The 25,053-nt window shown below is 68.9% G+C and carries 25 protein-coding genes; 7 read left to right on the top strand and 18 right to left on the bottom strand.

Annotation, left to right across the window (positions count from 1 at the left end):
• Positions 1–4: 4 nt before the first annotated feature.
• Genes dapF through M4D77_RS07765 form a run of 3 tightly spaced genes read right to left on the bottom strand, consistent with a single transcriptional unit; the run spans position 5 to position 2,626 of the window.
• Positions 5–916, bottom strand: coding sequence for a diaminopimelate epimerase (dapF, locus tag M4D77_RS07775; protein ID WP_259935940.1), 912 nt, complete (start codon positions 914–916; stop codon positions 5–7).
• A 10-nt stretch (positions 917–926) separates the two neighbouring features.
• On the bottom strand, positions 927–1,847 hold the full coding sequence (gene miaA, locus M4D77_RS07770) for a tRNA (adenosine(37)-N6)-dimethylallyltransferase MiaA (RefSeq protein WP_065628918.1): 921 nt from the start codon (positions 1,845–1,847) through the stop codon (positions 927–929).
• Positions 1,844–2,626 carry a hypothetical protein gene (locus M4D77_RS07765; protein ID WP_065628919.1) on the bottom strand — a complete coding sequence of 261 codons (783 nt, stop codon included), beginning with the start codon at positions 2,624–2,626 and terminating at the stop codon, positions 1,844–1,846. The genes miaA and M4D77_RS07765 overlap by 4 nt, the downstream gene beginning before the upstream one ends.
• 262 nt (positions 2,627–2,888) lie before the next feature.
• Here M4D77_RS07765 and M4D77_RS07760 point away from each other — a divergent pair, with 262 nt between their 5' ends.
• On the top strand, positions 2,889–4,256 hold the full coding sequence (locus M4D77_RS07760) for a DUF349 domain-containing protein (RefSeq protein WP_175401037.1): 1,368 nt from the start codon (positions 2,889–2,891) through the stop codon (positions 4,254–4,256).
• 21 nt (positions 4,257–4,277) lie between these two features.
• Here the strand turns inward: M4D77_RS07760 and M4D77_RS07755 are convergent, their stop codons facing one another.
• Positions 4,278–4,907, bottom strand: coding sequence for a hypothetical protein (locus M4D77_RS07755; protein ID WP_139104500.1), 630 nt, complete (start codon positions 4,905–4,907; stop codon positions 4,278–4,280).
• A 27-nt stretch (positions 4,908–4,934) separates the two neighbouring features.
• Positions 4,935–6,467, bottom strand: coding sequence for a tRNA (N6-isopentenyl adenosine(37)-C2)-methylthiotransferase MiaB (gene miaB / locus M4D77_RS07750; protein ID WP_065629071.1), 1,533 nt, complete (start codon positions 6,465–6,467; stop codon positions 4,935–4,937).
• A 134-nt stretch (positions 6,468–6,601) separates the two neighbouring features.
• On the opposite strand from miaB, the gene M4D77_RS07745 reads away from it, so the two are divergent.
• From M4D77_RS07745 to M4D77_RS07730, 4 genes are read left to right on the top strand one after another with little or no spacing between them, the layout of a single operon-like run.
• Entirely contained in the window at positions 6,602–7,330 is a 729-nt protein-coding gene (locus tag M4D77_RS07745; RefSeq protein WP_171011537.1) for an amino acid ABC transporter ATP-binding protein, read from the top strand.
• Between the two features lies 1 nt (position 7,331).
• Positions 7,332–8,339 (top strand): glutamate ABC transporter substrate-binding protein, encoded by a 1,008-nt coding sequence (locus M4D77_RS07740; RefSeq protein ID WP_065628923.1) that lies wholly within the window; start codon positions 7,332–7,334, stop codon positions 8,337–8,339.
• Positions 8,340–8,354: 15 nt separating this feature from the next.
• Positions 8,355–9,032, top strand: coding sequence for an amino acid ABC transporter permease (locus M4D77_RS07735; RefSeq protein ID WP_058250184.1), 678 nt, complete (start codon positions 8,355–8,357; stop codon positions 9,030–9,032).
• Entirely contained in the window at positions 9,029–9,919 is an 891-nt protein-coding gene (locus M4D77_RS07730; protein WP_137808711.1) for an amino acid ABC transporter permease, read from the top strand. The genes M4D77_RS07735 and M4D77_RS07730 overlap by 4 nt, the downstream gene beginning before the upstream one ends.
• Before the next feature lie 28 nt (positions 9,920–9,947).
• Here the strand turns inward: M4D77_RS07730 and M4D77_RS07725 are convergent, their stop codons facing one another.
• From M4D77_RS07725 to pgsA, 7 genes are all read right to left on the bottom strand, one after another.
• Positions 9,948–10,496 carry a regulatory protein RecX gene (locus M4D77_RS07725; RefSeq protein ID WP_259935939.1) on the bottom strand — a complete coding sequence of 183 codons (549 nt, stop codon included), beginning with the start codon at positions 10,494–10,496 and terminating at the stop codon, positions 9,948–9,950.
• 25 nt (positions 10,497–10,521) lie between these two features.
• Positions 10,522–11,565: a recombinase RecA gene (gene recA, locus M4D77_RS07720; RefSeq protein ID WP_006866461.1), complete on the bottom strand. Its 1,044-nt coding sequence runs from the start codon at positions 11,563–11,565 to the stop codon at positions 10,522–10,524.
• 197 nt (positions 11,566–11,762) lie between these two features.
• Positions 11,763–11,957, bottom strand: coding sequence for a DUF3046 domain-containing protein (locus M4D77_RS07715; RefSeq protein WP_058250181.1), 195 nt, complete (start codon positions 11,955–11,957; stop codon positions 11,763–11,765).
• Positions 11,948–13,150: a glycosyltransferase gene (locus M4D77_RS07710; RefSeq protein ID WP_259935948.1), complete on the bottom strand. Its 1,203-nt coding sequence runs from the start codon at positions 13,148–13,150 to the stop codon at positions 11,948–11,950. The genes M4D77_RS07715 and M4D77_RS07710 overlap by 10 nt, the downstream gene beginning before the upstream one ends.
• 29 nt (positions 13,151–13,179) lie before the next feature.
• Positions 13,180–13,995 (bottom strand): phage shock protein PspA, encoded by an 816-nt coding sequence (gene pspA, locus M4D77_RS07705; protein WP_058250180.1) that lies wholly within the window; start codon positions 13,993–13,995, stop codon positions 13,180–13,182.
• 95 nt (positions 13,996–14,090) lie between these two features.
• Positions 14,091–14,462, bottom strand: a complete 372-nt coding sequence (locus M4D77_RS07700) for a helix-turn-helix domain-containing protein (RefSeq protein ID WP_058250179.1) — start codon at positions 14,460–14,462, stop codon at positions 14,091–14,093.
• A gap of 174 nt (positions 14,463–14,636) precedes the next feature.
• A complete protein-coding gene (gene pgsA / locus M4D77_RS07695; protein WP_065628926.1) occupies positions 14,637–15,338 on the bottom strand; it encodes a CDP-diacylglycerol--glycerol-3-phosphate 3-phosphatidyltransferase in 702 nt (233 codons plus the stop codon).
• A 131-nt stretch (positions 15,339–15,469) separates the two neighbouring features.
• Between pgsA and M4D77_RS07690 the strand changes: the two genes are divergently transcribed.
• Both M4D77_RS07690 and M4D77_RS07685 read left to right on the top strand, forming a co-directional pair.
• The gene (locus M4D77_RS07690) at positions 15,470–15,985 is read left to right on the top strand and encodes an amino-acid N-acetyltransferase (protein WP_058250177.1); all 516 of its coding nucleotides are present in this window, start codon (positions 15,470–15,472) and stop codon (positions 15,983–15,985) included.
• Positions 15,986–15,987: 2 nt separating this feature from the next.
• The gene (locus M4D77_RS07685) at positions 15,988–16,272 is read left to right on the top strand and encodes a YciI family protein (protein WP_065628927.1); all 285 of its coding nucleotides are present in this window, start codon (positions 15,988–15,990) and stop codon (positions 16,270–16,272) included.
• Positions 16,273–16,312: 40 nt separating this feature from the next.
• Here the strand turns inward: M4D77_RS07685 and M4D77_RS07680 are convergent, their stop codons facing one another.
• From M4D77_RS07680 to thyX, 6 genes are all read right to left on the bottom strand, one after another.
• On the bottom strand, positions 16,313–17,353 hold the full coding sequence (locus M4D77_RS07680) for a TerC family protein (RefSeq protein WP_065628928.1): 1,041 nt from the start codon (positions 17,351–17,353) through the stop codon (positions 16,313–16,315).
• A 219-nt stretch (positions 17,354–17,572) separates the two neighbouring features.
• Positions 17,573–20,554 (bottom strand): DNA translocase FtsK, encoded by a 2,982-nt coding sequence (locus M4D77_RS07675; RefSeq protein ID WP_254661138.1) that lies wholly within the window; start codon positions 20,552–20,554, stop codon positions 17,573–17,575.
• A 79-nt stretch (positions 20,555–20,633) separates the two neighbouring features.
• Positions 20,634–21,266 carry a TIGR03085 family metal-binding protein gene (locus M4D77_RS07670; RefSeq protein ID WP_259935938.1) on the bottom strand — a complete coding sequence of 211 codons (633 nt, stop codon included), beginning with the start codon at positions 21,264–21,266 and terminating at the stop codon, positions 20,634–20,636.
• A 46-nt stretch (positions 21,267–21,312) separates the two neighbouring features.
• A complete protein-coding gene (locus M4D77_RS07665) occupies positions 21,313–23,346 on the bottom strand; it encodes a ribonuclease J (RefSeq protein ID WP_259935937.1) in 2,034 nt (677 codons plus the stop codon).
• On the bottom strand, positions 23,346–24,251 hold the full coding sequence (gene dapA / locus M4D77_RS07660; protein WP_159370667.1) for a 4-hydroxy-tetrahydrodipicolinate synthase: 906 nt from the start codon (positions 24,249–24,251) through the stop codon (positions 23,346–23,348). The genes M4D77_RS07665 and dapA overlap by 1 nt, the downstream gene beginning before the upstream one ends.
• A 38-nt stretch (positions 24,252–24,289) precedes the next feature.
• Positions 24,290–25,042: an FAD-dependent thymidylate synthase gene (gene thyX, locus M4D77_RS07655; RefSeq protein ID WP_065628932.1), complete on the bottom strand. Its 753-nt coding sequence runs from the start codon at positions 25,040–25,042 to the stop codon at positions 24,290–24,292.
• Between the last annotated feature and the right edge of the window lie 11 nt (positions 25,043–25,053).

Raw genomic sequence — 25,053 nt, 5'->3', positions numbered from 1 at the left:
GAGCTCAGCGCTCCCAGCCGGGCCGCAGCACCCCGTCGGCGACCAGCATCGACGGCCCGCGCAGGGTCGAGCCGTCGGGACGGATCGTCACGGTGACCTCACCGCCGGGGATGCCGATGCGCAGCTCGCCGGTGTCCGCGCCGCGGGCGTCGAGAGCGGCGCGCGCCGCCGCGACCAGGCCGGTTCCGCAGCTGCGCGTCTCCCCGACGCCCCGCTCGAACACCCGCATCCGCGCGGTCAGGCCGCCGTCGGGGCCTTCCACGGGTGGGGTCAGCAGCTCGACGTTCGCGCCGTGCGGGAAGTCGGCGGCCTCGATGATCACGCCGGCGGAGAAGTCGACCGCGTCGAGGTCGGCCGCGGTCATGTCCGCGACGACGCACGCCAGGTGGGGGTTTCCCACGTCGACCATCGCACCGGGGTAGATGTCGTCACCGATGCGGACCACCGACGACCCGTCGAGCCGCGCCGGACCCATCTCCACCGTGACCTCGGCGTGCACGGCGTCGAAGGAGTGGATGGTGACGCCGCGGGCACCCGCGCGGGAACCGACGGAGAACGTGTCGGTGTCGACGAGTCCCGACGCCCGGACGTAGTGGGCGAAGACGCGTACCCCGTTGCCGCACATCTCCGCGACCGAACCGTCGCCGTTGCGGTAGTCCATGAACCAGTCGTCGGCCGACACCCCGTCGGGCAGGGCGTCGAGGACACCGGCCGAGACGAGGGCACCCGAGCGGGCGACGCGCAGCAATCCGTCGGCGCCGATCCCCCGTTGCCGGTCGCACAGCGCCGCGACCGTCGCGGCGTCGAGCGCGATCTCGGCGTCGGGGTCGGCGAGGACCACGAAGTCGTTCTGGGTGCCATGACCCTTGACGAAGTGCAGGCCGTCGCTCGCACTGCTCTGCGGGGCGGAAGTCACGGATCACAGCCTACGGGGAAGGCGCGTCGACGATGCGCAGCGCTCGGTCGAGCAGATCGGGTGCGGCGGCGTCGAGCCACTGCGCCCGGTGATCGCGGCGGAACCACGAGCGCTGCCGACGCACATAACGCCGGGTGCCGATGAAGGTCAGCTCCTCGGCCTGCGCGAGGTCGTACTCGTCGTCGAGGGCCGCGAGGACCTGTTTGTAACCGATCGCCTGCGACGCGGTGCGTCCCTCTCGCAGGCCGCGGGAACAGAGGTCCTCCACCTCCTCGACGAGGCCCTGCTCGAACATCGCTCTCGTACGACGGCGGATCCGATCGTCGAGTTCATCGGTGTCCCGGTCGAGGGCGAGGATGATCGTGCCCCAGCGCGGTTCGCCGATGGTGGGCTGCGACGCGGCGAAGGGTGCACCGGTCAGCTCGACCACCTCCAGCGCCCGCACGATGCGGCGACCGTCGGTGGCCAGGATGGTCGACGCCGCGGCCGGGTCGACCTCCGCGAGCAACCGGTGCATCTCGCCCACTCCGCGCTCGTCGAGCAGGTCCTCGTAACGCCGGCGGACCTCCGGGTCGGTGGCCGGGAACTGCCAGTCGTCGAGGAGTCCCTGGACGTACATCATCGATCCGCCGACGATCACCGGGACCCGACCCGCGGCGCGCAACCGATCGACGTCGGCCCGCGCGGCCTGCTGATAGCGCGCGACGGTCGCCACCTCGGTCACGTCGAGCACGTCCAACTGGTGGTGCGGGATGCCACGGCGTTCGTCGGGCGGGAGCTTGGCCGTCCCGACGTCCATGCCGCGGTACTGCTGCATCGCGTCGATGTTGACGATCTCGCCGCCGAGCCGTTCGGCGAGGTCGAGGGCCAGATCGGACTTGCCGCCGGCAGTGGGTCCGACAACAGCGATCGGGGTGGGCGGCGCGGTCATCGGGCGTGCTCGCCGTCGTCGACGGTCCAGGTCACGACCACGTAACCCACGCCGAAGGGCGCGTCGGCGAAGTCGGGTACCGCCCGGACCGACCGGTCGCCGACGAGACCGGCCGCCACCTGCCACGCGACCCGGCCGCCGACGCCCTCGGCATCGCACTTCGCAGGGTCGAGTGCCATCAGCGTGTCCGTGTCCGCCGATCCGAGCGCAGCCACGATCGCGTCGTTCAGCGCCACCGCCGATTCCCGACGCCCCCCGCCGGGGGCCTTGTCGGTCAGCGCCGTCGACCCGTCGCCCACCACCAGGACCCCGACGGCGTCCGAGCCCTCGTCGAGACGGGCGGCCAGCCGGGTACCCACCGCGACGCACTCCGCGGGCGGCGTGGCGGAACCGACGCTGCACACGCTCAGCGGACCCAGCGCCATCCGCTCGGCGATCCACCCGGCGATCAGCGCCGACAGACTCATCCGGGGCAGCGGGTCGGTGACCGCGACATCGGTGGCGGCGACATCGGTGGCGGCGACATCGGTGATCGCTGAGTCGATCGTGACCGGGACATCCACGCCGAAGCGCGCGAAGGTTCCGCGCAGGGGCTCGCCCACCAGGCCCGCGATCGCCTCGTCGGCGGTTCCGATCGCCACCCAGCGGTCGATGCCGAGCGCGCCCGCGACCGCCTCGAGAGCTGCCCGCCGCACCGGCTCGGTGTCGAAGGCGGCCGGTCCGGCCAACTCGGGGACGAGCAGCGGGGCACTCGGAACGAAGACGACGGCCGCAAGCACACCACGACGCTAGTCGACAGGATCCGCCCCGCTCGCTCCGCTCCCGGCGCCGGTCACATTCGGCCCGCTCGCTCCGCTCCCGGCGCCGGTTACCCCGCGCCGCGACCCACCAACTCGGCACGGACGCCACATCGACGGGCCTGAACTGCTTGAATGGAACGGTACTTGTCGGCGATCGCGGGCGTAGGATGCCCGGCGAGAACCGACTCCAGCGACCGGCAGCCGTGACGCGCGGCACCACTGAGCGGCAGGACACGTGCACATGAGCAACCCGACCGAATCGGCTTCCGAACCCCAGCAGGCACCCGCCGGGCCGGACACACCGAAGCCGGGACCCAAGCCGGGACCCCGGCCCAAGCCCGGACCCCGCCCCGGCATCGCGTCCGAACCGGTCGTCACGCATCTCGTCACCGGCGATCCGCACCGCTTCGGTCGTATCGACGAGTCGGGTGTCGTGTGGCTCAAGACCGACGAGGGCGAACGCGAGATCGGTTCGTGGCAGGCCGGCACGGTCGAGGAGGGGCTTGCGCACTTCGGACGCCGGTTCGACGACCTCGCCACCGAGGTCGAGATCCTCGAGGAACGGCTCACCGCCCGCTCGGGAGACCCGCGTAAGGCCCAGCAAGCCGCCAAGCACCTGCTCGACGAGTTGCCCAACGCGCATGTGATCGGTGACGTCGCCGCGCTGCAGCGCCGCCTCGAGGCGATCGTCGGCAGCGCCGACGAGGTCGCCGAGACCATCCGCGCCGAGCGCGAGAAGACCCGGTCGGAGGCCATCGCGCGCAAGGAGGTCCTCGCCGCCGAGGCCGAGCAGATCGGCGCCGACGCGACCAACTGGAAGAGCGCGGGCGACCGGCTGCGCGAGATCCTCGACGAGTGGAAGTCCATCAAGGGCGTCGACCGCAAGACCGACGACGCGCTGTGGAAGCGGTACGCCAAAGCGCGCGACGCCTTCAATCGCCGGCGAGGTGCGCACTTCGCCGAACTCGACCGCGAGCGCGCCGGTGCGAAGGAACGCAAGGAAGCACTCATCGCCCGCGCCGAGGAGCTGTCCGGCTCCACCGACTGGGGTCCGACGTCGGCCAAGTTCCGGGAACTGCTCGGTGAGTGGAAGGCGGCCGGCCGCGCCCCGCGGGACACCGACGAGGCCCTCTGGCAGCGGTTCAAGGCCGCACAGGACGTCTTCTTCGGCGCCCGCAACGCGGCGTCGTCGGAGCGCGACGCGGAATTCTCCGCGAACGCGACCGCCAAGGTCGCCCTGCTCGATGCCGCCGAGAAGGCCATCGACCCGGCCGCCGATCTCGACGCGGCCCGCCGCGAGTTCCGGTCGTTCCGCGATCAGTGGGACGAGCTGGGCAAGGTCCCGCGCGATCAGATGCACAGCCTGGAGGCCCGCGCGCGGGCCCTGGAGAAGCGCATCCGCGACGCCGAGGACGCTCAGTGGCAACGGACCGATCCCGAGGCACTGGCGCGGGCGGCGCAATTCGCCGGTCGCGCAGCGCAACTCGAGGACCAGGCACGCAAGGCGGCCGAACGCGGAAAGGACCGCGACGCCGCGAAGTTGCGCGATCAGGCTGCGCAGTGGCGCGAGTGGGCCGCCGCCGCGGAGAGTGCCGTCACCGACCGCTGAGTCCGGTCGGGGCCGGCCGGATCAGTCCTCGTGCGGGTTCTTGCGGTACAGCGCTGCGGCGTAGGCCTCCTGCTCGGCGGCCTGCCGGCGCCGCTCGTCCTCGAGCGCGAGCTGATAGGAGCTCCGCGCCCACACGACGCGGGACCAGTGGAACGTGAGCACGAAGACCGCGATCCAGCCCAGCACGAGGCCGATGCCAACGCCCGACGGCGGCTCGACGCCACCGACGCCCGGCGTGTTCCGCGACCACCACGCCAGCATCCCGGCGACGCACGCGATGGCGCACCCGCACAGCGCGATCCACGCCAGGAACCACCGGCGGGTGAGCAGCGCGAGCATGGAGACGACGATGCCGAAGATCGTCACCAGGTAGACGAAGATCCTCGACACGATCGTGACGCGCTCGGCGGCCGCCTCGGGCGTGAAGGTGAGGACCTCGAGCCCGGTGACGGATCCCGTGTGCGGCAACACCATCGACACCATGGCGAGGACGACGGCCACGGCGACGACGACCGCGCGCGCACCCGGGTCGATCTCGCCGGCCACCCGCCGTTCCGCCTTGCGCAGGTCGTTCTCGTACTGCTCGAGGGCGGCCTTCTCGGACGCAGAGCTGCCGGACGCCTCGTTGTCGGACGCCGAATTCTCGGACATGGTCATCGCCTCACTTCGTGATGGTGGTCAGCTGCCGCAGCCACTGCCGCAGCCGGCGTCGGCCGGGACGGCGGCGGGGGCACCGAACCCCGGCAGCCCGAGCCCGACGCCGACGGGCGCGGTGGTGGGGGTACGGCTCTGTTCGTGCGCGTCGCCGGCGCGGGTGCGACGGTGCGCGAGAACGCCGGAATCGGCGATCAGATGGTGTGGTGCAGCTGCGGTGAGCTGCGTGTGCACGACGTCACCCGGGCGGATCCCCGACGCCGTTCCGGGCGCGAAGTGCACCAGGCGGCCGTCCCGGGCGCGGCCGGTCATGCGCTTGGTCTTCGCCGACTTGCGCCCCTCGTCGGCGACCACGAGCAACTCCACCTCGGTCCCGACCAGCGCCTCGTTCTCGGCCAGGCAGATCCGCTCCTGCAGCGCGATGAGACGCCGGTAGCGATCGGCCACGACCTCGGGCGGCACCTGATCGGCCATCGTCGCGGCGGGCGTGCCGGGGCGGGGCGAATACTGGAAGGTGAACGCGCTCGAGAAGCGGGCGCGCTCGACGACGTCCAGGGTGGCCTGGAAGTCCTCCTCGGTCTCGCCGGGGAAGCCGACGATGATGTCGGTGGTGATCGCCGCATGCGGCATGGCCTCGCGGACCTTGTCGAGGATGCCCAGGAACTTGGTCTGCCGGTAGCTGCGGCGCATCGCGCGCAGGATGCGATCGGACCCCGACTGCAGCGGCATGTGCAGTTGCGGACACACATTCGGCGTCTGGGCCATCGCCTCGATCACGTCGTCGGTGAACTCGGCGGGGTGCGGTGAGGTGAACCGGACGCGTTCGAGCCCCTCGATGTCACCGCAGGCGCGCAGCAGTTCGGCGAAGGCGCCCCGGTTGCGGGGCTGATCGGGATCGGCGAAGGACATCCCGTAGGCGTTCACGTTCTGGCCCAGCAGAGTCACCTCGACGACACCCTGGTCGACGAGGGCCTGTACCTCGGCGAGCACCTCGCCCGGCCGGCGGTCGACCTCCTTGCCGCGCAGCGACGGCACGATGCAGAACGTGCAGGTGTTGTTGCACCCCACCGACACCGACACCCAGCCCGAGTAGGCGGAGTCGCGCTTGGCCGGCAGGGTCGACGGGAACCGCTCGAGCGCGTCGAGGATCTCCACCTGGGCGGCGTCGTTGTGGCGGGCACGATCGAGCAACGCGGGCAGCGACCCTATGTTGTGTGTGCCGAAGACGACGTCGACCCACGGTGCTCGGGACAGCACCGTGTCCTTGTCCTTCTGCGCGAGGCAGCCGCCGACGGCGATCTGCATGCCGGGCCGATCGGACTTGACCGGGGCGAGGTGCGACAGGTTGCCGTACAGCTTGTTGTCGGCGTTCTCCCGGATCGCGCAAGTGTTGAAGACGACGAGATCGGCGGGGTCGTCATCACCCGCGCGCACGTACCCGGCGTCCTCGAGCAGACCGGCGATGCGCTCGGAATCGTGGACGTTCATCTGGCAGCCGTAGGTACGGACCTGATAACTGCGCGCGGCGGGTGCTGCCTGCTCAGGCCGATCCGACAACTCGATACTCACCCCTACGAGGGTACGGGGCGCACGCAAATCGACTCCCACAGGACACCGTGTTCCACGTCGGCCGATAGGGTGCCCCAATGACCGTTTCGCCGAGTAAGTCCGCGGACCCAGGGTCCCAGCCGATGATCGCGATGCGCGGGGTGCAGAAACACTTCGGGTCGTTGCACGTCCTCAAGGACATCGATCTCGAGGTCCCCGCCGGTCAGGTCGTGGTGGTCCTCGGACCGTCGGGCTCGGGCAAGTCCACCCTCTGCCGCACGATCAATCGCCTCGAGCCGATCGACGGCGGCGAGATCCTGGTCGAGGGGCAGGTGCTGCCCGCCGAGGGCAAGGACCTCGCCCGGCTCCGCGCCGACGTCGGAATGGTCTTCCAGTCCTTCAACCTGTTCTCGCACAAGACGATCCTCGAGAATGTCACGCTCGCGCCGATCAAGGTGCGCAAGAAGAGCAAGGACGAGGCCGGCAAGCGCGCCCTCGAACTGCTCGAGCGCGTCGGCATCGCCAGCCAGAAGGACAAGTACCCCGCCCAGCTCTCCGGCGGCCAGCAGCAGCGCGTGGCCATCGCCCGGTCGCTGGCGATGAACCCGAAGATCATGTTGTTCGACGAACCGACCTCGGCCCTCGACCCGGAGATGGTCAACGAGGTGCTCGACGTGATGGTGTCCCTCGCGAAAGAGGGCATGACGATGGTGGTCGTCACCCACGAGATGGGCTTCGCGCGCAAGGCCGCCGACCGCATCATCTTCATGGCCGACGGGGCGATCATCGAGGACTCCGATCCGGAGACGTTCTTCAGCAACCCGTCGACCGATCGCGCCCGGGACTTCCTCGGCAAGATCCTGGGGCACTGACATGACACAGCGAACCACCCGCCCGATGCGGACCGCGGGCCTGGTCCTCGCGGTCGGCGCCCTGCTCGCCACCGTGTTGTCCGCCTGCGGCAGCACCGAACCGCGCAATCTGCTCGACTCCATCCGCGAGGGATCGGTCGTGCTGGGCGTCAAGTTCGACCAGCCGGGTCTCGGTCTGTACGAACCCGACGGCAATGTCGAGGGTTTCGACGCCTCGGTGTCGCGCTATGTCGTCAACCACATCGCCGACGACCTCGGTGTCCCCCATCCCGAGGTCACCTGGCGCGAGACCCCCTCGGCGCGCCGCGAGGCGATGATCGACAACGGTGAGGTCGACCTGATCGCGGCCACGTACTCGATCAACGCGGCGCGCTCGAAGAAGGTGTCCTTCGGCGGTCCCTATCTCGTCACGTACCAGGGTCTGATGGTGCGTGCCGACGACAACACGATCGACGAACTCGCCGACCTCGACAAGGGCAAGAAGCTCTGCTCGGTGACCGGCTCGACACCGGCGCAGAACGTCAAGGCACAGCTGCCCGCGGTCCAGTTGCAGGAGTACGACTCCTACTCGGCCTGCGTCGAGGCGCTGCGTCGCGACAAGGTCGACGCGGTGACCACCGACGAGGCGATCCTCGCCGGCTACTCCAACTTCTGGGAGGGCGAGTTCAAGCTCGTCGAGATGACCTACCTCAAGGACGCCTGCGTGAAGGATGCCCTGAAGACCGCGGGCAGTCCGTTCTCCACCGAGCGCTACGGCGTGGGGCTGGCTCTGGACGACACGGCGTCGCAGAACGCCGTCAACACGGCACTCGACGCGATGCTCGCGCCTTCCGTCGACGGCGAGTCGGCCTGGAACGCCGCGCTGCGCGAGGCGCTCGGCAATCCCTACGTGGACGAGATCATCGCCCGCGCCGACCGTCCGGACTCGAAGTTCCCCTACCTGCCCGATCCCGGCGACCTCGACTTCCTCGACTCGCCCTCCACACCGTGCCCGCCCGGGCTGCAGTGAGCGACGGAGCTACCGATGAATGACGTCTCTCTGTGGGAGAGCATGGGTCCAGAGCTGTGGCCCGCCTTCTGGGTGACCATCCAGCTGACCTTCTACTCGGCGATCGGCTCGCTGGTGTGGGGCACGATCCTCGCGGCCATGCGGGTCTCCCCGGTGCCGGTGATGCGCGGCTTCGCCGAGGTCTACGTGAACATCGTCCGCAACACGCCGCTGACACTCGTGGTGCTGTTCTGTGCGATCGGCCTGTACCAGAACCTGGGCCTGACCTTCGCGCCGACGATCGAGTCGAACAACTTCTGGCTCGCCGTCCTCGCCTTCGTGCTGTACACCTCGACGTTCGTCTGTGAGACGCTGCGCTCCGGCTTCAACACGGTCCCGCTCGGGCAGGCCGAAGCCGCTCGCTCCCTCGGCCTCTCGTTCACGCAGGTCTTCGGGGTCATCGTGCTGCCGCAGGCGATCCGGTCGGTGATCGGTCCGCTGGGCAGCGTCCTGATCGCGCTCACCAAGAACACGACGGTCGCCTCGGTGATCGGCGTCGCCGAGGCGGCGGCTCTGATGAAGACCGAGATCGAGACCTACTCCGACCAGCTGTTCGTCATCTTCGGCGTCATCGCGGCGGGATTCATGATCATCACACTCAGCGAGGGTGCCGTCTTCGGCTACCTCGCCAAGCGACTGGCGGTGAAACGATGAGCGCTGACTCGACCGTCCTCTACGACGCCCCGGGACCACGCGCCCGCACCCGGAACCGCTTGCTGGCGATCGCGTTCATCGCGGTCCTGGCCGCGATCGCGATCTACGTGATCGCCGTCCTCGCCGCCAACGAACAGTTCACCGCCGAGAAGTGGTCGCCGTTCGTCACGTGGAGCACGTGGACCGGCTACATCCTGCCGGGCCTGTGGCGGACCCTCGCGGCCGCGGCGGTCTCGATCGTGCTGTCGCTGTTGCTCGGTGCGGTCCTCGGTATCGGCCGACTCTCCGATCACCTGTGGGTACGCACCATCGCGGGCCTGTTCGTCGAGGTGTTCCGCGCCATCCCGGTGCTGATCCTGATGGTGTTCACCTGGTTCCTGTTCGCGATCTACGGGATCTTCCCGTCGTCCTTCCTGGCGTTCGCGGCGGTGGTCACCGGACTCACCCTGTACAACGGGTCGGTCATGGCCGAGATCCTGCGATCCGGTATCAACTCACTGCCCAAGGGACAGACCGAGGCGTCGATGGCACTGGGTCTGCGCAAGAGCCAGATGATGCGCATCATCCTTCTGCCACAGGCGATCACGGCGATGATGCCCGCGTTGATCTCGCAGATGGTCGTGGCACTGAAGGACAGTGCGCTGGGCTACATCATCGGTTACTCCGAGGTGGTCCGCAGCGGCCTGCTCTCGGCGTCGCGCTACGGCAACTACATCCCGGCGCTGATCGTCGTGGCCATCATCATGATCCTGATCAACTTCGGGCTCTCGACCTTCGCCACCAGCCTCGAACGCCGGCTCCGGCAGGGGCGCCGGTCGTCCGCACCGCCCGCGGATCCGGAAGAGACCGAACTCGCTGCGTCGGAGAACCTGCCGACCGGCAGGTGACACCCGCACGATCGTCGTGTGGGGGCGCTCAGCCGCTACGCAGCTCGCTGAGCGCCTCCCCCACGACGTCGAACGCCAGGGACTGGGAATAGCCGCGCCGCACCAGCATTCCGACGAGACGTCGCATCGCCTTGTCGCGTTCGGCGCGATCCTCGGCTATCCGGTCGACGACCGAGGGCGTGAGTTTGCGCACGACCAGACCCGACGCGATCTCACGTTCGTCGTCGGGGTCGATGTCGGCGAGGGCCTCGGCGATGATCGACTCGTCGATGCCCTTGGTGCGGAGCTCGTGTCGTAACGCGACGCGTCCCTTACCGGAGTTGAGGTGGCGGGAGCGTACCCACTCGGAGGCGAACTCCTCGTCGTCGAGGAGGTTGTGTTGCTCCAGGCGCGCCATCACGTCGTCGACCGCGTCGGGTTCGAAACCCTTGCGCGTCAATCGCTCTCGCATCTCCTGGCGTGAACGCGCACGAACCCCGAGCAGTCGGAGCGCCGAGTCCCATGCACTGGGTCCCTTACGGTCGGGATCGTTGTCCCGCCGTGTGCGCGTCTGCCCGGGGTCCGTTGCCTCGCTCACGGTCTACCTGAACTCGCCTTCGATGTCAGAATTCGACTGGGGCGGGGGCGATGTCGTCGGCGTCGACGGTGGCGCCGATGCCCAGCTTCTCTTTGATCTTCTTCTCGATCTCGTCGCGGATGTCGACGTTCTCGAGCAGGAACTTGCGCGCGTTCTCCTTGCCCTGGCCGAGTTGATCGCCCTCGTAGGTGAACCACGAACCGGACTTGCGGATGAAGCCCTCCGCGACACCCATGTCGATCAGCGAGCCCTCCTTGCTGATGCCCTGGCCGTAGAGGATGTCGAACTCGGCCTGCTTGAACGGCGGTGCGACCTTGTTCTTGACGACCTTGACGCGTGTGCGGTTACCGACCGCGTCGGTCCCGTCCTTGAGGGTCTCGATCCGGCGGACGTCGAGGCGCACCGACGAGTAGAACTTCAGCGCCTTTCCGCCCGTGGTGGTCTCGGGCGATCCGAACATGACGCCGATCTTCTCGCGCAGCTGGTTGATGAAGATCGCGGTGGTCTTCGACTGGTTCAGCGCGGAGGTCATCTTCCGCAGGGCCTGGCTCATCAGGCGGGCCTGCAGACCGACGTGGCTGTCGCCCATCTCGCCCTCGATCTCGGCCTTGGGGACCAGCGCGGCCACCGAGTCGATGACCAGGATGTCGAGCGCGCCCGATCGGATCAGCATGTCCGCGATCTCGAGCGCCTGCTCACCGGTGTCGGGCTGGGACACCAGCAGCGCGTCGGTGTCGACGCCGAGTTTGGCGGCGTAGTCGGGATCGAGTGCGTGCTCGGCGTCGATGAACGCGGCGATGCCGCCCTGCGCCTGGGCGTTGGCGACGGCGTGCAGGGCGACGGTCGTCTTACCCGAGGACTCCGGACCGTAGATCTCCACGACGCGGCCGCGGGGCAGTCCGCCGATACCGAGGGCGACGTCGAGCGCGATGGACCCGGTGGGGATGATCTCGATCGGCTGACGGGTCTCCTCGCCGAGCCGCATCACCGAACCCTTGCCGAAGTTCTTGTCGATCTGCGCGAGGGCGAGGTCGAGAGCCTTCTCGCGGTCTTGGGGCGCAGGTGCCATGGGAGTTCTCCTCGGTTGTGAGCCGGATTTCCGGCGGGCGGTCTGTGCGGTCCGGGCGTTCATGTGATGAAAGTAGCCGGTGGGTCCGACAACTCTTCAGACGCAGACTCGGCCCGTGTGGTTCCGTCTGATTTCACCTCTGGGCACCAGGATGAACGAACACCTGTTCGATGGCAAGTGTGACACGCGGTGGCGTGTCACCAGCGATGGCGCGGTACGTCGAAGTCGCGACAGATCGCGATCCAGACATCGCGCGGGTCGACCCCGTCGTCGATCGCCTGGGCACCCGTGCGACCGCCGACCTCGATCAGGATGTGATCGGACAGGATCGAATCCGCCGAGGGCACACCGAATTCGGTGGTCATCAACTCGGTGAACTCGGTCAGACGCACGGGTCCAGCCTAGGTGACGACGCCAGGACGCGACGCGCGACCGCCACCGGGTCGACGACGTCGGCCACCGACTCCCCGATCGCACCCGCCGCGCGTGCATGTGCCGGATTGTCCAGGACGGCCCGCACGGCGTCGGCAACGGCGTCCGCGGTGACCGGACGCACCACCTGCCCCGCGCCGGCTCGTCGGATCCGGGCGGCGAGCTCCCACTGGTCACCCCCGCCGGGCACCGCGACGACCGGCACCGACGCGAGCATCGCCTTGGCGAGGATCCCGTGCCCCGAGCCACAGATCAGCAGGTCGGCGTGCGCGAGCACCTCGTCCTGCCGGCCCGGCCCCGCCGTGATCAGTTCCCCGCGGAAGCGGGCGAGATCAGCCCCGTCGGGGTCGCGGAGCCCCGAGACCACCACCCGCACGGTCCGGCCCAGTGTGTCCGGCGACAGGGCTTCGAGAGCCGCGCCGAGCATGTCGGCGGCGCCGGTCTGCGCGGTCGACGGGGCGACGACGGCGAGGGGGTGATCGCCGGTAGGCACGGTGAAGTGATCGTCGGTGGGCTCCCACCCCAGAGGTCCGACGAGATGCGCGTCGGTCGGCCAGTCGGGGCGCGGGACCTCGAGGCCGGGAAGGGTGGCGATGAGTCGCGCCGCCGGTTCCGCGTCGACGTCACCCAGCCCGATCGTCCGCCGCGCAGCGTCCCGCTGCCGCACGCCCTGGCGGATCGACGACGCGGTGGCGGCGCGCATCAGCGTGTCGCGCAGCCGACCCCCGACGCCGCGACCCGGTTCGAGCCCGGACCCGATCGGCGGTAGTCCCCGGGACGGCCGGTACAGCGGATGCGGCGACAGCTCGATCCAGGGCAGCCCACACAGTTGAGCCGCCCAGCCGCCGCCCACCGTGATGACGTCGGAGATGACGAGTTGGGTCCCGGCCGCACGCAGCGGCCCGACGAGCTGCTGGGCCATGCGCGCGGCGCGGGCACTCAGCTTGGCTCCGGCGTCGGAATCGTCGTCGGAGTCCTCGGCGCGAAGCCCCGGGAGATCGGCGATGTCGATCCCCCGGCGACGCGCGGCCTCCGACCATGCGAGAGAGGTGAACACGACCGGTGTGTCACCGGCGGAGCGGAACCGCTCGGCCAGCGCGAATGCCGGGAAGGCATGCCCGGCGTCGGAGCCCGCGACGATCGCGACGCGCACGGGTTCGTCGTGCACGCGTGCGCGATCTGTCAGTTCTGCTGGGGCGGCTCGGTGGTCGGCGGCGCGGACTGGGTCGCCGGCTTCTGCAGACCCGGTGCGGTCGTCCCGGCGGCGGGCAGCGCGTCACCGCGCATGCTCGCGCGGATCTGTTCGAGACGAGAATGTCCGGCCATCTGCACGCCGGCCTGCTCGACCTCCTGCATGCGGCCCTGCACGGAGTTCTTGGCCAGCTCCGCCGAACCGAGCGCGTTCGCGTAGCGTCGTTCGATCTTGTCGCGGACCTGGTCGAGGCTCGGCGTGTTGCCGGGCACCGACAGCTCGCTCATCTGGTTGAGCGACGCCGAGACCTGCTCCTGCATCTTCGCCTGCTCGAGTTGACTGAGCAGCTTCGAACGCTCGGACAGCTTCTGCTGCAGGATCATCGCGTTGCGCTCGACGGCCTTCTTGGCCTGATCGGCCGCCTGGAGCGACTGGTCGTGCAAGGACTTGAGGTCCTCCACGCTCTGCTCGGCGGTCACCAGCTGGGCCGCGAACGCCTCGGCAGCGTTGGTGTATTCGGTCGCCTTCTGGGTGTCACCGGCCGCGGCGGCCTGATCGGCCAGCGTCAGCGCCTGGCGGGTGTTCGCCTGCAGCCGCTCGACGTCCTCGAGTTGCCGGTTCAGCTTCATCTCGAGCTGACGCTGGTTGCCGATCACCGAGGCCGCCTGCTGCGAGAGCGCCTGGTGCTGGCGCTGGGCGTCCTCGATCGCCTGCTGGATCTGGACCTTCGGGTCAGCGTGCTCGTCGATCTTCGCGTTGCCGAGTGCTGTGAGGTAGCGCCACAACTTCACGAACGGGTTCGCCATGCTCGTCGTACTCCATTCAGGGGTCTGAGAACTCTGGTGACCAATCTAGCGTCTGCGAGTCCGGTGTTGAGTCGGTGTCGTTCAGACGGTGCGGGTCAGGCAGCCGCGAGAGCCGTGGCCTCCCGGCGGCCGGCGGGAGCCGGGATCACGACCTTGGTCGCGGTCAGTCCGGCCTCGGTGGCCTCCACGCCGTCGCCCATCGGCTCGGCGCCGACCACGACGGGTTCGGCACCGGCCGGACGCATTGCGCTGCCGACTTCGAGGAGCAGGTCGGCGATCTCGACGTCGAGCGCGTCGCAGATCGCGGCGAGCAGTTCGCTCGACGCCTCCTTCTGACCGCGTTCGACTTCCGAGAGGTAGCCCAGACTCACCCGCGCACCGGTGGACACCTCGCGCAGGGTCCGGCCCTGCTGCGTCCGGACCCGACGCAGGCTGTCGCCGAGCGCCTCGCGTAAGAGCATCGCCATCGAGTCTCCTCCCTACTGAACGTCTCGGCCCAACTGAACTGCTCGGCGCCCACCGAACCGGCGGCGCGCCTGCTGCCCTACCCAACGCTTCGCGGTCCCGACGGGTTCCCCGCGGCACCGGCGGCGTCGGCACCCACGGTCGGGGCAGCACCGTCTGATCGACGATAGTCGAAGTCAGTGACCGCCGCCGGTTCCTCCCACAGCACGTCCGCGCGGTGCCACCGGCCGGGGTGCGGTCTCATCGCGATCGGACCGGACCTTGACCGCCTGCCAGGTGTAGTCCAGACCCGTGTAGATCGTCACCACCACCGCCAGTCCCATCAGGATGTCGGCGGCGAGCTGCCACGGTCCGCCGAGCGGGAGGAGGTACAGACCGATGGCGAGCGCCTGCAGCAGCGTCTTGAGCTTGCCGCCGCGGCTGGCCGGGATGACCTTGTGCCGCAACACCCAGAAACGCAGCGCCGTCACCCACACCTCGCGGGCGACGATCACCACGGTGACCCACCACGGCAGGATGCCGAGGATCGACAGCCCGACGAGGGCACCGCCGATGAGGGCCTTGTCCGCGATGGGGTCGGCCAGCTTCCCGAAGTCGGTGATCAGGCCGCGCTGCCGGGCGATCATCCCGTCGTACCGGTCGGTCAGCGCCGCGACCCCGAAGACGATCGTGGCGATCGTGCGCCACAGCGTCGACTCGCCCGACTCCATGAACAGCGCGACCAGGAACACCGGCACCAGGACGATCCGGAACACCGTGAGCGCATTGGCGATGTTGACCACCGGCACCGGGTCCACCGGGTCGGTGATGTGGTCGGGCCCGCGGCCCACATTGGCGATGCCGTTCTCTTCGACGGCGCGCCGGATCCGGTCGGTCATGAGCTCGCTCCTGACCGCGGCGTCGTGCCGCAGTTCAGGGCAGTCCTCAAGTACACGCCCATCAGGGTATCGGCAGTCCCGGCGAACGACGTGCACAGGTCGCCCCATCGCAGAGACTAAGCTGAATTCCCATGTCCCCCGCCGATCACGTCGTCATCCGTCGTGCGCGCACCTCCGACGTCCCGCGGATCAAAGAACTGATCGACCAGTACGCCGGGAAAATCCTCCTCGAGAAGAACCTCGTCACGCTCTACGAGTCCGTCCAGGAGTTCTGGGTCGCCGACGTCGACGGCCTGGTCGTCGGTTGTGGTGCGCTGCATGTGCTCTGGGCCGATCTCGGCGAGGTCCGCACGGTCGCCGTCGACAACGCCCACGCCGGGCGCGGCATCGGCCACCTCCTCGTCGACCGGCTCATGGCGGTCGCCCGCGAACTGCAGCTCTCGCGCGTCTTCGTGCTCACGTTCGAGACGGCCTTCTTCGCGCGGCACGGTTTCGCCGAGATCCAGGGCACCCCGGTCACGCGCGAGGTGTTCGAGGAGATGTGCCGGTCCTATGACACCGGCGTCGCAGAGTTTCTCGACCTCAGTTACGTCAAACCCAACACCCTGGGCAACACCCGGATGCTGGCAACCATCGAGCAGGAGTGACCATGCCGTTCTTCGCCGTGCAGTACACCTACCGCCCCGCCAAGGCCGCCCTGCGGGATCAGCACCGGCCATTGCACCGGGAGTGGCTCGCGGAAGAACATTCGGCGGGCAACGTGCTGATCGCCGGCCCCTATCCCGACGGGTCGGGCGCGCTCATCGTCATTCGCGCAGCCGACCTCGAGGCGGCCGAGGCATTCCTCGCCGACGACCCGTTCCAGGCGCATCAGGCCGTCGACGCCATCCGCATCGACGAGTGGACGCAGGTGTTCGGGCCGTTCCCTGGCTGATGCCACGTCCACCCGTCGGCGCCGGGGGGACGTGGACGGGTCAGGAATCCTCGGACTTCGGCGCCGGGGCGTCGGTCGTGTCGCCGGCGGATTCGACCTCCGGCGACTTCGCCATCCCGCGACTCTTGATCAGGCTGGCCACCGTGGTGATCACCAGGACACCGAGGATCACCGACAGCGACAGTCCGGTGGAGATCTCGGGGACGGCGACGTGCTCGCCACCGTTGATGAACGCCAGGGTGTTCTCGTGCAGGGCGTGGAGGACCAGCTTGACGCCGATGAAGGCCAAGATGATCGACAGGCCGATGGACAGGTACACCAGGCGGTCGAGCAGTCCGCCGATGAGGAAGAACAGCTGACGCAGACCCATCAGGGCGAACGCGTTGGCGGTGAAGACCAGGTAGGGCTCGGACGTGAGGCCGTAGATGGCCGGGATCGAGTCGAGCGCGAACAGTACGTCGGTAAAGCCGATGACGATGAGAACCATCAGCATCGGGGTCGCGAGGCGCTTGCCGTTGACGCGGGTGAACAGCTTGTCGCGGTCGTAGGAGTCGTGCGTGCGCAGGTAGCGCTTGACGAAGCGCTCGAGGCGCGTCTCGCGCTCCTCCTCGTGCTCGACCGGGTCGTCGCTCTCGCGGAGCAGCTTGACGGCGGTGAAGATCAGGAACGCGCCGAACAAGTAGAAGACCCAGCTGTAGGCGTTGATCGCGGCCGCACCGACGGCGATGAAGATGCCGCGCATGATGAGGGCCATCAGGATGCCGAGCAGCAGGACCTTCTGCTGGTACTCCTTGGGCACCGCGAACTTCGCCATGATGATGACGAAGACGAACAGGTTGTCCACCGACAGCGCCTTCTCGGTGACGTAACCGGCGAAGTACTCACCGCCGAAGGTCGAACCCCAGTTCCACCAGACGAACAGACCGAAGATGACGGCGAATCCGATGTAGATCGCCGACCAGATGCCCGACTCTTTGAGCGACGGCGCGTGGGGCACGCGCACGTGGGTGAAGAAGTCGAACGCGAACAGGGCGAGGATCACCGCACAGGTGATCAGCCATACGGACAGCGAAACATCCACTTGTAACCTCCAGCAGGCAGCATGAGCTGACGAGCCAGAGGTCTCTCCCACCGAACGGGGGCCGACGCTCCGGGTCAGGGCCGCGACGATGATCGGCATCGTTGCGAATCGTGACCGTATTGACGGAGACGCCGCTTTGGGGATACTCCCCTCATGGATCTCCGGCTACCTTATACAAACTGCAGGAAATCTGCAGAAACCGCAGGTCAGCGACCCGAGTCAGGTGCCGGAACTGTCCGTTTCGTCGCCGCCGCCGGTGATCGAGGCGATCACCCCCGCCAGATCGTCGGGCTTCACGAGCACCTCACGCGCCTTGGAGCCCTCGCTGGGGCCGACCACTCCGCGCGTCTCCATCAGGTCCATGAGACGGCCGGCCTTGGCGAACCCGACCCGCAGCTTGCGCTGCAGCATCGACGTCGACCCGAACTGGCTCGACACGACCAGTTCGATCGCCTGCAGGAGATCGTCGAGGTCGTTGCCGATGTCGCTGTCGATGTCCTTCTTGTCGCCCGCCTTCGCCGCGGTGACACCCTCGGTGTACTCCGGCTCGGCCTGCTCCTTGGAGAAATCGACGACCGCGGCGATCTCCTCGTCGGTGATGTAGGCACCCTGCATGCGGATCGGCTTGTTGGCGCCCATCGGGAGGAACAGGCCGTCGCCCATGCCGATCAGCTTCTCGGCACCCGGCTGATCCAGGATGACGCGTGAGTCGGTCAGCGACGACGTCGCGAACGCCAGCCGCGACGGCACGTTGGTCTTGATCAGACCGGTGACGACATCGACCGACGGACGCTGCGTCGCGAGCACCAGATGGATGCCGGCGGCGCGCGCCTTCTGGGTGATCCGCACGATCGCGTCCTCGACGTCGCGGGGCGCGGTCATCATCAGGTCGGCGAGCTCGTCGACGATGGCCAAGATGTACGGATACGGCTTGTAGACGCGTTCGCTGCCCAGCGGGGCGGTGATGTCTCCCGACCGGACCTTCGAGTTGAAGTCGTCGATGTGGCGCACCCGCGACGCCTTCATGTCCTGATAGCGCTGCTCCATCTCCTCGACGAGCCAGGCGAGTGCGGCGGCGGCCTTCTTCGGTTGCGTGATGATCGGCGTGATGAGGTGCGGGATCCCCTCGTACGGGGTGAGCTCGACCATCTTCGGGTCGATCAGGATCATCCGCACCTGCTCCGGTGTCGCACGGCTGAGCAGCGACACGAGCATCGAGTTGACGAAGCTCGACTTGCCCGAGCCGGTCGACCCCGCGACCAGCAGGTGCGGCATCTTCGCCAGGTTGGCGCTGACGAAATCTCCCTCGATGTCCTTGCCGAGCCCGATCACCAACGGATGCTTGTCCTTCCGGGTCGACGGCGAATTCAGCACGTCGGCCAGGCGAACCATCTCACGGTCGGAATTGGGGACCTCGATACCGACCGCGGACTTGCCGGGGATCGGCGCGAGCAGGCGCACGTTGTCCGTTGCCGCGGCGTAGGCGATGTTGCGTTGCAGCGCGGTGATCTTCTCGACCTTCACGCCCGGGCCGAGTTCGATCTCGTATCGCGTGACGGTCGGCCCGCGGGTGTATCCGGTGACCGCGGCGTCGATCTTGAACTGCTCCAGCACGCCGGTCATCCGGTCGATCATGTCGTCGTTGGCGCTGCTGCCCATCTTCGGCGGATCGCCCTCGAGGAGAAGGTCGGCGGGCGGCAGGCGATAGTCCCCGTCCGCGGTGGGATCGGACGGGATGAACGCCTCGTCGTCCGACATCCCCTCGTCCGTCATCTCATCGTCGAGATCGGGTTCGTGCCGGGGCTCCGGTTCGGGTGCGGGACGCGGCGCGGATCGCGCGGTGGCCCGCCGGGCCGGGGTGGCGCGGGTACGGGAGCTCGGCGCGATCACCTCGGTGACCTGCTGGTCGGCATCCGCGAAGTTCTCGGTGACGGCCTCCTCGAGCGGGGCGACGTCGGCGACGTCGGCGGGCTTGCGCCGCGACGTCCGTCCCGAGGTCCGCGCCGGCGCCGAATCCGGCGGGTAGTTGTCGTACGGGTTCGACGAGTACGGCCGACGCCGGGACCGCGACTCGAGCGCACCGGAGTCCCAGGGATCCGACTCGGCGCTGTCGGTCTCGGTATCGGGGTCGTCGAAATCCGGATCGTCGTAGTTCTCGGCGTCGGCATCCCACTCGTCGTCGTCCCAGGGCGCGTCGTCGCCTCGTCCGACACCCAGCCCGAGGTAACCGGCGGCGGCGTCCACGACCTCGCGGACGGTTCGGCCGCTGAGGATGAGTACGCCGAATGCCATGCACAACAACAGGATCGGCACCGAGACCCACGCGGTGACGCCCGCGGTCAACGGTGTGCCCACCGCGAAGCCGACGAACCCGGCCGCGCCGGACCGTCCGGGGAGGTCGACCGGCGCACCGGCGACGAGGTGCATCAGACCGAGCAGCGGAAGGATCACCAGGAACCCACCCGACAGGTAGCGGCCGCGTCGCTCCGGGGCGGCCGGCCGTCGCATCAGGACCACTGCCAGCGCGAGGAGACCGACCGGCACGAGCACGGCTGCCGACCCGATGACCGCGCGGATGAGGGCCTCGATGAAGGCGCCCACCGGACCCGCCGCACCGAACCACACACTGGCGCCGACGAGCAGACCGAAGGCGAGGAGACCGAGTGCTGTCCCGTCCCGCCGATGGCTGTGACCGCCGGGCCGGGGTCGACCGTTGCCGTCGGACCCGTCGTCGAACTCCTCGAAGTCCGGGTCGGTGTCGTCGATGTCGTCGAACTCTCCGACGACTTCGGTGCGCGGTCCGCGGCCGACGCCCGAGCCCGCCCGGGCGGCGCTGCCGACGCCCCGCGCGAACAACGACCATCCGGCACCGATGCCCTTGCCCACCGCGGACGCCCCGGCCGCGGCGACGGAACGACGATGCAGGTCCACCGACTCCGCTGGTGCAGCGGACCGGGAACTCTTCCGCGATGCCCCGGCCTTCGACCTCGTCGAGGCACCGGCGCCCGTCTGACGACGCGAACCACCGCTCTTCGAACCGCCGCTCTTCGAACCGTCACCCGTCGAGCGGCGAGCGGCGGTCGAACTCCCTCGAGCCGAACTCGCCCGCCCCGAACCACCGCGTGCGGATCCACCGCGCGTGGAACCAGCAGCGCCGCGCGCGGAGGACGCGCGTGTACCCGTGCTTGCCTTCGAAGCCATACCGACAGACTAGTGGGCAGCGGTCACATCAGTCACACGGGCAACACAGACAACGAATGCGTGTCGAAGTTGTGATCGCTCAGAGGCCGCGCGAACTCTCGCGGACGCCCGTGATCGCGGCGGCGTCGCCGGCGAATGTGACGTCGACCGGTGTACGGCCGAACGCGAACAGCACCAGCTCACCGACGCGACCGGTCACGATGACGTCGTCACCCGATCCCGCCGTCACCAGATCCTCGCCGTCCGGGGTGCGCAGGGTCACGCGGGCCGGGACCTTCTTGAGCGTCATCCGGCCCATCGACTTGGCCGGCGTTCGCAACTCCGCCTCGAGTTCGGGGGCCAGCGACCGGGGCGTCCACGGCCCGTCGGGGTCGGCGCCGCCACGCAGGACGTCTTCGTGGTGGACGAACATCTCGGCGAGGTTGGCGAATCGGTCGATCAGCTTGAACGGCGAGTAGACCGGCGGTCCGGAGGCGAGCAACGCGAGTTGGGCATCCCAGTCCTTCGACGTCGCCTGGGTCCGCACCTTCTCGGTGTGGCCGGCGAAAGCCGGGATGACGATGCCCGGCCCGGTGTCGGGGCGTCGTTCCCGGACCACCAGATGCGCCAACAGATCGCGGGTGGTCCAGCCCTCACACAAGGTGGGCGCGTCGGGGCCCACCTTTCGAAGGGTCTCGACGAGGGCTGCTCTTTCCTTCTGCGCTCCGGTCACACGACCACGGTAGCGACAAAACCGTGGTCTCGTTCCTCGGCGCCGGTCAGTCCCCGACCGCGATGACCGTCGGCACGATCATCGGACGGCGACGATAGGCGGTCGACACCCAGCGTCCGACCGCACGGCGAATCCCCTGGGCGATCCGGTGCGTGTCGGAGACACCCTCGGCCGCCAGCGAATCCAGCGTCTGGTTGACGATGTCCGCCGCTTCCTTGAGCGCGTCCGGGTCGTCGGAGAAGCCGCGTCCGGAGACCTCGGGTGTGCTCACCGCACGGCCGGTGGTCACGTCCACGGCGACGGTGATGGCGATGAAGCCACCCTCCCCCAGCACGAGCCGTTCGGAGAGCGTCGACTCCCCCACGTCGCCGACCGAGAGGCCGTCGACGTAGACGTGCCCGACCGGAACCCGTCCGACGATGTCGGCGCGACCGTCGACGAGGTCGACCACCACGCCGTCCTCGGCGAGGACGACCCGGTCCTCGGGCACACCGGTCGCGACCGCGAGCGCGGCGTTGGCGCGCAGGTGCCGCCATTCGCCGTGCACGGGCATCGCATTCGAGGGGCGCACCGCGTTGTAGAGGTAGAGCAGCTCACCGGCCGAGGCGTGGCCCGAGACATGGACCTTCGCGCTCTGCTGGGTGATGACGGTCGCGCCGCGCTTGGCCAGCCCGTTGACGACGGCGAACACCGAGTTCTCGTTGCCGGGGATGAGCGAGGACGCCAGCACGACGAGGTCGTCGGCCCGGATGTTGATCTGCCGGTGCTCCCCGCGCGCCATCCGGGAGAGCGCGGACAGCGGCTCGCCCTGCGAGCCGGTGGAGATCAGCACGACGCGGTGGTCGGGCAGGGTTGCCGCGGTGTCGAGATCGACGACGACGCCGTCGGGTACCGAGAGGTAGCCGAGATCCTGCGCGATCTGCATGTTGCGCACCATCGAACGGCCGACGAAGGTGACCCGCCGATTGTGGGTGTGCGCCACGTCGATGATCTGCTGGATGCGATGGACGTGGCTCGCGAACGACGCCACGATGACCCGCTGTGTGGCCTTGCCGATGACCTGGTCGAGCACCCCGCCGATCTGGCGTTCCGGGGTCACGAAACCGGGCACCTCGGCGTTGGTCGAGTCCACCAGGAACAGGTCGACGCCCTCGTCGCCGAGGCGGCTGAACCCGGCGAGGTCGGTGAGGCGACCGTCGAGGGGCAGCTGGTCGAGCTTGATGTCGCCGGTGTGCAGCACAACGCCGGCGGAGGTCCGGATCGCGACGGCCAGGGCGTCCGGGATCGAGTGGTTGACGGCGAAGTACTCGCACTCGAACGGCCCGTGCGAGGTCTTCTGACCTTCGACGACCTCGACGAGCTTGGGCCGCAGGCGATGCTCGCGACACTTGGCCTCGACCAGGGCGAGCGTGAACTTCGCGCCGATCACCGGGATGTCGCTGCGTAGCCGGAGCAGGAACGGCAGAGCGCCGATGTGGTCCTCGTGGCCGTGGGTCAGGATCACCGCGTCGACGTCGTCCATGCGGTCTTCGATGTAGCGGAAGTCCGGCAGGATCAGGTCGACGCCCGGTTGGGCGTCCTCGGGGAAGAGCACACCGCAGTCGACGATCAGCAGACGGCCGTTGTACTCGAAGACGGTCATGTTGCGGCCGATCTCGCCGATGCCGCCGAGCGCCACCACGCGCAGACCGCCCTTGGGCAGTCGGCGGGGTGTGCCCAGTCGGTCCACGGGGGCCGGGGTCGCCGGTTCGGGCCGGCGGCCGCCGCGGGCGTCGCCGCGCTCGTGGCGGGGGCGACGGGTGTTCGACGCGGGACTCGCCGGACGCTTGGCCGCATGCTTCGGCGAGTTCGCGTCGGACTTCGGCTCCGATGATCCGGTCCGCTCGGCTCGCGCGCGCCGGGGTTCCCGTGCCTTCGAGGTCACCTCGACGGGCTCGGCGGACGGGGTGGGCTCGGCGGGCGGGGTCGGCTCGGCGGGGGGCGGACCCGGCGGGCCGGCCTTGCGGGCGGCAGCCCGGCGTCGGGTCCGGGGGCGGACGGTGCCGGCGGTGTCGTTGCCGGTGGTGTCGTTGTCGGTCATCAGATCAGCACACCCGCCGCGCGCAGATCCACGATCAGTTCCTCGATCTGCGCCGGGTTCGCGGGCACCTGCGGCAGGCGCGGGTCGCCGACCTCCAGCCCGAGGATGCGCAGTGCCGCCTTCACCATCGTGACCCCGCCGAGGCGCCCCATGGCGTTGACCAGCGGCAGCATCGAGGTGTTGATCGCGCGGGCGGTCGGCAGATCGCCCTTCTCGACAGCGATCTGCATGTCGCGCAGGCGATCCGGGACGAGGTGGCCGATAACGCTGACATAACCGGTCGCGCCGATCGACAGCCACGGCAGGTTGAGTGCGTCCTCGCCGGACAGGTACTCCAGGCTGGTGCTGGCGATCAGGCCGGCCGCCGAGTGCAGGTCGCCCTTGGCGTCCTTCACCCCGCGGATGTTGGGGTGTTCGGCCAGGGCGAGCATCGTCTCGTTCATGATCGGGACCACCGATCGCGGCGGGATGTCGTAGAGCAGCACCGGCAGCGCGGTGGCGTCGGCGACGGTCCGAAAGTGCGCGAGGAGCCCGGCCTGCGGCGGCTTCGAGTAGTACGGGGTCACCACGAGGAGCGCGTGCGCACCGATCTTCTCGGACTCGATCGCGAACCGGACGCTCTCGGCGGTGTCGTAACTGCCTGCGCCCTGGGTGATCCGGGCCCGGTCGCCCACCGCGTCGAGGACCACCCGCAGCAACTCGAGCTTCTCCGGCACGGTGGTGGTCGGCGATTCACCGGTGGTGCCGGACACGACCAGCCCGTCACATCCCTTGGCGACCAGATGGTCGGCGAGGACGGCGGCCTTGTCCAGATCGAGGCTTCCGTCCGGGCGGAAGGGGGTGACCATCGCAACCACGTTCGTCCCGAAGGGATGCTCGTGCAGCGGTTCCTGGACTGCGTTCATGGTGCTCAAGGCTACCGCCTCCCTGTTGGTGACGATCCTCACCCTTCCAGCACGAATGGTGAGGTGGCGACCTCGGTCCCGTCGGCCAGGGTGCCGATCTCGAAATCGCCGAACACGGTGGGCGCCACCCGCATCAACTGGCGTAGACACTCCACCGCGAGCTGGCGGATCTCGACGTCGGCGTGCTCGGTGGCGCGCATGCCGACGAAGTGCCGCCAGGCGCGATGGTTGCCGGTGACGACGATCTTTGTCTCGGTGGCGTTCGGCAGTACGGAGCGAGCGGCCTGACGTGCCTGTTTCCGACGCAGGATGGCGTTGGGGACGTCGGCGAACTTCGCCTCCAGCGCCGCGAGGAGCTCGGTGTAGGCCGCCCGGCTCGCGTCGGTCGCCGCGGTGAAGAGGTCCTCGAGCTCCGGGTCGCCCACGATCGCCGGCGGCGCCACGACGTTGGAGTCGTGCTCGGGCACGAACCGCTGGGACAGTTGCGAGTACGAGAAGTGGCGGTGCCGGATCAGTTCGTGGGTGCACGAGCGGGAGATGCCGCTGATGTAGAACGTCACCGATGCGTGTTCGAGCAGCGACAGGTGCCCGACCTCGAGGATGTGCCGCAGGTAGCCGGCATTGGTGGCGGTACGCGGGTTCGGCTTGTCCCAGCTCTGGTAGCACGCCCGGCCGGCGAACTCGACCAACGCCTCACCGCCCTCGGCGTCGGTGCTCCACGGCACGTCTCCCGGCGGGGTGAACTGGGTCATCGCCACCATCTGCACCTTCAGCGGCACCAATTCGGACACGCATGTCTCCT

Source organism: Gordonia sp. p3-SID1431 (genome assembly GCF_025143765.1).
Classification (GTDB): domain Bacteria; phylum Actinomycetota; class Actinomycetes; order Mycobacteriales; family Mycobacteriaceae; genus Gordonia; species Gordonia hongkongensis.
The sequence above is the reverse complement of the archived record's forward strand: the minus strand, read 5'-3'. Positions and strand labels throughout refer to the sequence as shown.